Below are 10,486 nucleotides of genomic sequence, written 5' to 3'. Positions count from 1 at the left end.
GGCGAACGCGCGGTCGAGACGCTGGTAGGACACGTGCACGGTCGTCTCGGTGATCCCGTACATGTTCACCAGCACCGGGGCCTCATCCCCGTGCCGCGAATACCACTCCTCCAAGCGGCCCAACTCCAGAGCCTCACCACCGAAGACCACGAACCGCAACGCCGACAAGTCCGTCTCCGGACGCTCCCGATCGGCCGCCACCAGCTGATAGAACGCCGACGGAGTCTGGTTCAGGACGGTGACCTTCTCAGCGGCCAGCAGTTCCAGGAACTCGCCGGGCGAACGCGAGGTCAGGTACGGGACGACGACCACACGGCCGCCATAACACAACGCACCCCACAACTCCCACACCGAGAAATCAAACGCGAACGAATGGAAAAACGACCACACATCACCCGCACCGAATCCGAACCACTCCTCCGTCGACCCCAGCAACCGCACCACATTCCTGTGCGGAACCACCACACCCTTCGGCAACCCCGTCGACCCCGACGTATAAATCACATACGCCGCACTCTCCGGATGGACGGCAACGTTCAGGTCGGTGCCGGGAAGGTCGTCGGGGACCTCGACGGTGTCGAGGGTCAGGACGGGCCGGGCGTCGTCCAGCATGTGGGCGATGCGCTCCGCCGGGTAGTCCGGGTCGATGGGCACGTAGGCGGCCCCGGTCTTCAGCACCGCGAGGATCGCCACGACCAGATCGGCCGAGCGCGGAAGCCGCAGGGCGACGAAGCGTTCGGGCCCCGCACCGCGCTCGATCAGGTGCCGGGCTAGGCGGTTGGCCCGCGCGTTCAGCTCCCCGTACGACAGCGTCCGCCCCTCGAACGTCACCGCCGGAGCATCAGGACGCTCGGCCGCACGCGCCTCGAACAGCGCCGGGATCGTCGCGTCACCGGCATCGGGCGCCGTGCCCGTCCGGCCTCCCGCCCAGTCGCTCAGGATGGTCTCGCGTTCGGCGGGGTCGAGGACGTCGACCGTCCCGATCGGGGCGTCGGGGGCGGCGAGGAGTCCGGTCAGGTAGCGCTCGAAGCGGGCGGTCAGGCGTTCGGCGGTGGCGGGGTCGTACAGGTCGAGGGCGTACTCCAGTTCGCCGTCGAGGCCGTCGGCGCGCTCGGTGAGGATCATCAGGAGGTCGAAGCGGGACACTCCGGCGTTCAGCGGTTCGGGTTCGGCGCTGAAGCCGGGCATCTCCAGCCTGGCCTCGGGGTTGTTCTGGAAGGTGAGGCCGACCTGGAAGAGCGGGTGGCGGCCGAGGTGGCGGGGCGGGTTGAGGACTTCGACGAGGCGCTCGAACGGGACGTCCTGGTGGGCGTAGGCGGCCAGGCCGGTCTCCCTGACCCGTGCGATGAGCTCCCGGAACGAGGGGTCGCCCGCGGTGTCGGTGCGGAAGACTAGCATGTTGACGAACATGCCGACCAGGTCGTCCAGGGCGTCGTCGGTGCGTCCGGCGATCGGTGAGCCGATGGGGACGTCGGTTCCGGCGCCGAGCCTGGTCAGCAGGGCGGCGAAGGCGGCCTGGGCGACCATGAACGGGCTGGCGCCGGTCTCGCGGGCGAGGGTGAGGAGCGCCTCGCGCACGTCGGGGCCGAGGCGGAAGCGGGCGGTGCCGCCCCGGTAGGACGCTTCGGCGGGCCGGGGCCGGTCGGACGGCAGCGCCAGTTCCTCCGGCAAACCGGCCAGAGCCTCGCGCCAGTACGCGATCTGCCCTGACACCAGGCTCTCCGGATCGTCCTCCGACCCGAACAACTCCTCCTGCCACAACGTGTAATCGGCGTACTGCACCGGCAACGGCGCCCACCCCGGCACACCACCCTCCACCCGCGCCGCGTACGCCGCGATCAGGTCCCGGGCGAGCGGCGCCATCGACCAGCCGTCGCCCGCGATGTGGTGCATGAGCAGCAGGGCGACGTGCTCGTCGGGGGCGAGCCGGAAGAGGTGGGCGCGCAGCGGCGGTTCGGCGGAGATGTCGAAGGCGTGTCCGGCGGCCATGCCGAGGCGGGCGGGCAGTTCGGCCTCGCTCGTGTCGGTGATCTCCAGTTCGGGACGGGCGGCGGCGGGGTCGAGGATCACCTGCCGGGGGACGCCGCCGCTGTCGGGCAGGATCGTGCGGAGCGACTCGTGCCGGGTGACGAGGTCGCCGAGGGCCTCCTGCAGCGCGGCGTGGTCGAGGGCGCCGCGGATGCGCAGCGCGGTCGGCATGTTGTAGGTGGCGGAGGGCCCCTCGAACCGGTTGAGGAACCACAGCCGCCGCTGCGCGTACGACGGCGGGAGCGGGTCGGGGCGTTTGCGCGGTTCCAGGGGCGGGCGGGCCGGGCCTCCGTTCCCGTCCCCGTCCCGGAGGCCGTCGAGCAGCGCGGCGATCCCGGCGACGGTGGGGGCCTCGAACAGCGCCCGGACGGGGAGTTCGGCGGCCAGGGCGCGGCGGATCCGGCCGGCGACCCGCATGGCGATCAGCGAGTTGCCGCCGAGGGCGAAGAAGTCGTCGTCGATCCCGACGCGCGGGACGCCGAGCAGGTCGGCGAAGACGGCGGCGACGGTCTCCTCGCGGGCGTCGCGCGGCGCCCGGTACGGGGTCGCGGCGGGCGCGGCGTCCAGGTCGGGCCTGGGCAGCGCCTTGGTGTCGATCTTCCCGTTGGGGGTGAGGGGCATCGCGTCGAGGACGACGACGGCGGCCGGGACCATCGACTCGGGGAGCCCGGCGCGGACGTGGGCGCGCAGTTCCTCGGGGTCGACGGTCTGGCCGGGCGCGGCGACGACGTAGGCGACCAGGCGCTTCACTGTGGGCCCTGGAGCAGCCGTGGTCTCCGCGGCGCGGGCGCGGCGTTCGTCGGCGCCGGGCAGGTCCAGGCCGGCGACGGTGACGGCGGCGTCGGCGGTGACGGCCTCCAGGACCTGGACGTACCAGGCGGCGAACCGTTCGGCGGTGTCGCGGTCGAAGAGGTCGAGGGCGTGCTCCAGGGTCCCGGCGAGCGCGCCGTCGCGTTCCTCGAGGAGGAATTCGAGGTCGAACTTGGCGACCCCGGCGTCCATCGGCTCGGGCTCCACGGTCAGGCCGGGCAGGTCGACGGCGGCCCGGGGGTTGTTCTGGAGGGTGAGCATGACCTGGAAGAGCGGGTGCCGTGCCAGTGACCGCGCCGGGTTGAGGGCTTCGACGAGCCGCTCGAACGGGACGTCCTGGTGGGCGTGGGCGGCCAGGTCGGTCTCCCGGACGCGGCCGAGCAGCTCGGCGAAGGCCGGGTCGCCGGAGGTGTCGGTGCGCAGCACCAGCGTGTTGACGAAGACGCCGACCAGGTCGTCGAGTCCGGTGTCCGTGCGTCCCGCGACCGGCGTCCCGATCGGGACGTCGGTGCCCGCGCCGAGCCGGGTGAGCAGCGCGGCGAGCGCGGCCTGGAGCACCATGAACGCGCTGACCTGGTGTTCGCGGGCCAGCGCGGTGACCTTGGCGTGCAGGGCGGCGTCGACTTGGAAGGGCACCTGCCCGCCGCGGTAGGAGGCGCGCGGCGGGCGCGGCCGGTCGGCGGGCAGGTCGAGCTGGTCGGGCAGCCCGGCGAGGGCCTGCTTCCAGTACGCGAGCTGCCGGTTGACCAGGCTGCCGGGGTCGTGCTCGTCGCCGAGGAGGGCGCGCTGCCAGAGGGCGTAGTCGGCGTACTGCACCGGGAGCGGCGCGGGCCATTCCGGGGCGGCGCCGTCGCGGCGGGCGAGGTAGGCGGTGATGACGTCGCGGGCGAGCGGGGCCATCGACCAGCCGTCCCCGGCGATGTGGTGCAGGACGAGCAGCAGCAGGTGCTCGCCGGGCGCGGTCCGGTAGAGGTGGGCGCGGACGGGGAGGTCGGCGGCCAGGTCGAAGCCGCGGGTCGCGTCGGCGAAGACCGCGTCGTGGAGCCCGCCCGCCACGACCTCGCCGGTCGTGAGGGTGAGGCGCGCGGCGGCGTCGTCCGGGGACAGGATCCGCTGGTGGGGCTCGCCGTCGATGTCCCCGAAGAGGGTGCGGAGCGACTCGTGCCGGGTGACGACGTCGGCGAGGGCGGCGCGCATCGCCGCGTGGTCGAGCTCGCCGGTGATCCGCAGCGGGATCGGCATGCTGTACGTCGCGCCCGGCCCCTCCAGCCGGTCCAGGAACCAGAGCCGCTCCTGCGCGTACGACACCGGGAGCGGGTCGGGGCGGCGGCCGGCGGGCACGGGTTCCAGGGCGGGCCGCCCGTGCCCGGTCCCGGCGGCGTCGAGGCGGGCGATGTGCGCGGCCAGGCCCGCGACGGTCGGGGTCTCGAACAGGGCGCGGACGGACAGGTCGGTGCCGAGGGCGGCGCGGGCGCGGGCGGCGACGCGGGTGGCCTTGAGCGAGTCGCCGCCGTGGTCGAAGAAGCCGTCGTCGACGCCGATGTCCGGGAGGCCGAGGACGTCGGCGACGATGCCGCGGAGGATCTCCTCGCGGGCGTCGCGCGGGCCGCGGCCCGGGGCGGGCCCGGCGGGCGTGGCGAGGTCGGGGGCGGGCAGCGCGGCCCGGTCGAGCTTCCCGTTGGGGTTAAGCGGCATCGCGTCCAGGACGACGACCGCCGCCGGGACCATGTGGGCGGGCAGCGTTCCGGCGACGAAGGCGCGCAGCTCGGCGGGGTCGCAGGGGGCCGCGGCGGTGACGTAGCCGACCAGCGCGGTGTCGCCCGCGGCGTCGGGCCGGGCCACGACCGCGCTCCGCGTCACGGCCGGGTGCGCGGCCAGCGCGGCCTCGATCTCGGCGGGCTCGATCCGGAAGCCGCGGACCTTCACCTGGTCGTCGAGCCGTCCGAGGTAGTCGAGCTGCCCGGCGGGGGTCCACCGGACGAGGTCGCCGGTGCGGTACATGCGCTCGCCGGGCTCGCCGAACGGGCAGGCCACGAAGCGCTCCGCGGTCAGTGCCGGGCGCCGCAGGTAGCCGCGGGCCAGGCCGCCGCCCGCGACGTACAGCTCCCCCGGCACGCCCACGGGCACGGGACGCAGCGCGGTGTCCAGGACGTGCAGGCGGGTGTTGGCCGTGGGCCGGCCGATCGGCGCGTGCCCGGCCGCGTTGCCGTCGTCGTACCAGTGGGTGACGTAGACGGTCGCCTCGGTGGGCCCGTAGATGTTGGAGATCCGCGCGTCCGGCAGCAGGGCGCGGAGCTCGTGGACGAGCCGGGGCGGCAGCGTCTCGCCGCCGAGGACGACGTCGTCCACGCGTAGGCGCAGCCCGCCCCGGGCCAGCAGCGCGGACACCGCGGACGGCACGCCGCTGGCGAGGGCGCCCTCCCAGCCGCCGCGCCCGGCGACCTCCAGCAGGTCCTGGACGATCTCGACCGTGCCGCCGGCGGTGAGCGGCACCAGCCATTCGAACACCGACAGGTCGAAGCTCATCGAGGCGGAGAACAGGACCCGGCCCGTCCGCGCAGCGCCGTAGCCTTCCGCCGCCCCGGCGGCGAAGTCGACGACGCCGGCGTGCGAGGCGACGACGCCCTTGGGCCTGCCGGTGGAGCCGGAGGTGTAGATGACGTAGGCGGGGTTGCCCGGCCGCAGCGGGCGGACCCGGTCGGCGTCGGTGACGTCGGCGCCGCTGTGGGCCGCCAGGTCGAGGGCGTCGAGGTCGACGCGGGGCGTGCCGCCGGGCAGGTCCGCGCCGCGTGTGGTGACGGCGCAGGCGGGGGCGGCGTCGGCGAGCATGGCGGCGATGCGGCCTGCCGGGTAGTCCAGGTCGATCGGCACGTACGCGGCGCCCGCCTTCAGCACGGCCAGCGCCGCGACCACGAGATCGGCCTCGCGCGGCAGCGCCAGGGCGACGAAGTCCTCAGGGCCGACGCCCCGGTCGATGAGGTGGCGGGCCAGCCGGTTGGCGCGGGCGTTCAGCTCGGCGTAGGTCAGCGAGACGGCGCCGCTCGCGGCGATGACGGCGGTGGCGCCGGGGGTGCGGGCGGCCTGGGCCTCCACCAGGTCGGGGACGACGGCGGCCGGGACCGGCAGCGCGGTGTCGTTCCACTCGCGCAGCAGCCGGTGCCGTTCGGCGTCGTCGAGCAGGTCCGCCTCGCTGATCGGCCGGTCCGGGTGGGCGGCGGCGTGGGCGAGCAGCCGCACCAGGCGGGCGGCCAGCGCCGCGGCGGTCCCGGGGTCGAACAGGTCGAGGGCGTACTCCAGGCGGCAGTCCAGTCCGCCGGGCTCGCCGCCGGGGCCGGTCAGCTCCTCGACCAGCAGCGCCAGGTCGACGCGGGAGACTCCGGGGTCGACGGGCTCGGCCTCGACGGTCAGGCCGGGCACCTCCACGCGCCGGGCCGGGTTGTTCTGGATGGAGATCATCGCCTGGAACAGCGGGTGCCGCGCCATGGACCGCCGCGGATTGAGCACCTCGACCAGCCGCTCGAACGGGACGTCCTGGTGGGCGAGGGCGGCCAGGTCGGTCTCCCGGACGCGGCCGAGCAGCTCGGCGAACGCCGGGTCGCCGGAGGTGTCGGTCCGCAGCACCAGCGTGTTGACGAACACCCCCACCAGGTCGTCGAGCGCGTCCTCGGTCCGTCCCGCGACCGGCGACCCGATCGGGACGTCGGTGCCCGCGCCGAGCCGGGTGAACAGCGCGGCCAGCGCGGCCTGCACGACCATGAACAGGCTCGCCCGGTGCTCGCGGGCCAGGTCGGCGAGCGCCGCGTGCAGGTCGGCGGGGATCGTGAACGCCTCCTGCGCGCCCCGGTAGGACGCGCGCGCCGGGCGGGGCCGGTCGGCGGGCAGTTCCAGTTCCTCGGGCAGCCCGGCCAGGGCCTCGCGCCAGTAGGCGATCTGCCGGGCGGCGAGGCTGCCGGCGTCGTCCTCGGCGCCGAGGAGGTCGCGCTGCCAGACGGCGTAGTCGGCGTACCGGACGGGCAGCGGCGCCCACTCCGGGGCCCGCCCGGCGGCCCGCGCCGCGTACGCCGTGATCACGTCGGTGGCCAGCGGCCCCATCGACCAGCCGTCCCCGGCGATGTGGTGCAGCACGAGCAGCAGCACGTGCTCCTCGTTTCCGAGGCGGAAGACGGTGGCGCGGATCGGGATCTCGGCGGCGAGGTCGAACCCGCGGGTGGCCTCGGCGAGCACCGCGCCGGGCAGGCCGGCGGCGGTGACGGCGACGGTCTCCGGCTCGGCGTCCGCCTCGTCCGGGGCGAGGATCCGCTGGTACGGCTCGCCGCCGGTCTCGGTGAACACCGTCCGGAGCGGTTCGTGGCGCGCGAGGACGTCGCGCATCGCGGCGCGGACGGCGTCCAGGTCCAGCGGCCCGGTGAGGCGCAGCGGGATCGGGATGTTGTACGTGGCGGACGGGCCTTCGAGATCGTTCAGGAACCACAGCCGCCGCTGCGCGTACGAAACCGGAACCAGGTCGCTCTGCTCGGCGGGCACCAGCGCGGGGCGCGCGGGCCGGTCGTCCGCGCGTTCGGCGAGGAGGGCGGCCAGGGCTGCCACGGTCGGGTGCTCGAACAGCGCCCGGACGGTCAGGTCTGCGCCGAGCGCGGCGCGGGCGCGGGACACCACGCGGGTGGCCTTGAGGGAGTCGCCGCCCAGGGCGAAGAAGCCGTCGTCGACGCCGACCCGTTCCACGCCCAGCACCTCGGCGAAGATGCCGCAGAGGGCCTCCTCGCGGGCGTCGCGCGGCCCGCGGCTCCCGGCCGGGGCGGCGGACGCCGCGAAGTCGGGGGCGGGCAGCGCGGCCCGGTCGAGCTTGCCGTTGGGGTTGAGCGGCATCGCCTCCAGGACGACCACCGCCGCCGGGACCATGTACTCCGGCAGCCGCGCCGCCACGTGCGCCCGCAGTTCCGCGCCCGTCGCGGCGCCGACCGCGTAGCCGACCAGGACGGTGTCCCCGGCGGCGTCGCGGCGCGCGACCACGGCGCTCCGCACGACGCCCGGGTGCGCGTCCAGCACGGCCTCGATCTCGCCCGGCTCGATCCGGAAGCCCCGCACCTTGACCTGGTCGTCGGCCCGGCCCAGGTACTCGATCCGGCCGGCGTCGTCCCAGCGGACCAGGTCGCCGGTCCGGTACATGCGCTCGCCCGGCGCCCCGAACGGGCAGGCGACGAAGCGTTCGGCGCTCGGACCGGGGCGGCGCAGGTAGCCGCGGGCCAGCCCGCCGCCCGCCAGATACAGCTCGCCCGGCACTCCGGCGGCGACCGGGCGCAGCGCCGCGTCCAGGACGTAGGCGCGGGTGTTGGCCAGCGGGCGGCCGATCGGCGCGTGCCCGGCGGTGTTGCCGTCGTCGTGCCAGGCGGTGGCGTAGACGGTGGCCTCGGTCGGCCCGTAGATGTTGGAGACGCGGGCGCCCGGGACGGCGGCCCGCAGGTCCTGGACGAGCCGGGCCGGCAGCGCCTCGCCCGCCAGCACCACGTCCCCGGCCGACAGCGCCGGGCCGGTCTCCAGCAGCGCCGCCATCGCCGACGGCACCCCGCTGACCAGCGTCCCCTCCCAGCCGCCGCGCTCGGCGACCTCCAGGAGGTCCCGCACGACCTCGATCCGGCCGCCCGCCGCCAGCGGCGCGAGCCACTCGAACACCGACACGTCGAAGTTCATGGACGTGGAGAACAGCACCCGGGCCAGCCGTTCCGGCCCGAAGTCCGCCTTCGCCCACGCGCAGAACCCGACCGCGCTCGCGTGCGACACCACGACGCCCTTGGGGCGCCCCGTCGAACCGGAGGTGTAGATGGCGTAGGCGGCGTTCCCCGGGCGCAGCGGGCGCAGGCGCTCGGCGTCCGTCACGTCCCCGGCCGGGTACCGGTCGAGAGCGGTCTCGTCCAGCAGCAGGCGCGGGGCGCCGTCCGGCAGCCGCCCGGCGGCCTCCGCCGTCGTGATCACGCACGCGGGGGACGCGTCGTCCAGCATGAACGCGACGCGGTCGGCCGGGTAGGCCGGGTCGACCGGCAGGTACGCCCCGCCCGCCTTCAGCACCGCCAGCGCCGCCACCACCAGGCCGGCGTCGCGCGGCAGCGCCAGCGCGACGAAGTCCTCCGGGCCGACACCGCGGCCGATCAGATCGCGGGCCAGCCGGTTGGCACGGCCGTTCAGCTCCGCGAACGTCAGCTCCGCGCCGTCGTGCACCACCGCCACGGCGTCCGGGGTGCGCGCCGCCTGTGCCTCCACCAGCTCCGGCACCACGCCGCCCGGCACGGGCAGCGCCGTGTCGTTCCAGTCGCGCAGGACGCGCCGCCGCTCGGCCTCGTCCAGCAGCTCGACCTCGCGCAGCGGCGTGGACGGGTCGGCCTCCCCCAGGGCGCGCAGGTACCGGATATAGCGGTCCTGGTGGAAGGCGACCTGCGCCGAGGTGTAGAGGTCCGGGTGCGCGTCGAAGTCGACGCGCATCCCGGCCCCGTCCAGGTTGTCGTAGAGGTTGATCGACAGGTCGTCCACCGGGCCGGTGGTGAGGGCGTGCATCCGGGCGGGCGTCCCGGCGAAGTCCAGCCGGTAGTCGTAGGCCATGATGTTGATGACCGGCCCGTGCAGGCGGCGGCGCTCCCCCAGCAGCCGCAGGTCCCGCAGCAGGTCCTCACGCCGGTACCGCTGGTGCCGCAGCGCCCGCGCGGCGGCCCGGGTCGCCGTGCGCACCAGCTCCTCGACCGTCATCCCCGGCCGCACCGCCACCCGCAGCGGCAGGACGGTCGACAGCTGCGCGGGCGTCTCCACCGCGACCTGCGAGGTGCGGCCCGCGACCGCCAGGCCCAGGATCACGTCACCGGTACCGGTCATCCGCGCCACGTACGCGGCGGTCGCCGCGATCGCCAGGCCCTGCGCGGCGGTGCGCAGCCGGCGCGCCCCCGCCGCCAGCGCCGCCGTCTCCCCCGGCGGGATCAGGGCGGTCCGGGTCAGGTAGTCGGCGGCGGGCTCGGCCATCCCCTCGGCCAGGCTCACCGCGACCGGCCGGTCGGCGAACCGCTCCGTCCAGTACGCGCGGTCCCGCTCGTACCGCTCCGACTCCCGGTAGGCGGCGTCCTCGGCCAGCAGCGCCCGGTACGAGCCGCGCTCGGCCGGCTCGTACTCGCCGCCGCGGGCCAGCACGGTGTAGATCTCGGCGAACCGGCGGCTGATCACCGACCCGCTGTGGGCGTCCCCCAGGATGTGGTGCGCGCGGATGAACCACCGGTACCGGTCCGGGCCCAGCCTCAGCAGCGCGGTCACGTACAGCCGCTCGGCGTCCAGCGGCAGCGGCTCGGCCATCCGCTCCCGCGTCCAGTCCCGCGCCGCGGCCTCCGGGTCGGCCGCGCCGCTCAGATCGACCAGCGGGACGGTCGCCGCCGCGGCGGGATCGATGATCTGGCACGGGACCCCGCCGCGCTCGGTGAACCGCAGGTGCAGCGCCTCGGCCTCGTGCGCGGCGATCCGGGCCACCCGGTCGAACACCGCCGGGTCGACCGGGCCCTCGATGTCGATGTACTGCGCGATGTGAATCGGCGTGCGCGGCGCCAGTTGCTGCGCGTACCAGACACTGCGCTGGGCGGCGGAAAGGGGCACGTACTCGATAGCGGGCATCACGCGTTAC

General features: G+C 75.3%; 1 protein-coding gene. It reads right to left on the bottom strand.

Annotated elements, in window-relative coordinates; all coding sequences use genetic code 11:
* A partial coding sequence (locus ACFPZN_RS50795) for an amino acid adenylation domain-containing protein (RefSeq protein WP_378291536.1) occupies positions 1-10,476 on the bottom strand: 10,476 nt, incomplete at its 3' end.
* Positions 10,477-10,486 lie beyond the last annotated feature (10 nt).

This window comes from Actinomadura rugatobispora (assembly GCF_042656285.1).
Lineage (GTDB): Bacteria > Actinomycetota > Actinomycetes > Streptosporangiales > Streptosporangiaceae > Spirillospora > Spirillospora rugatobispora.
Note: the sequence above shows the minus strand (reverse complement) of the source record. Positions and strands in the feature narration are given on the sequence as shown.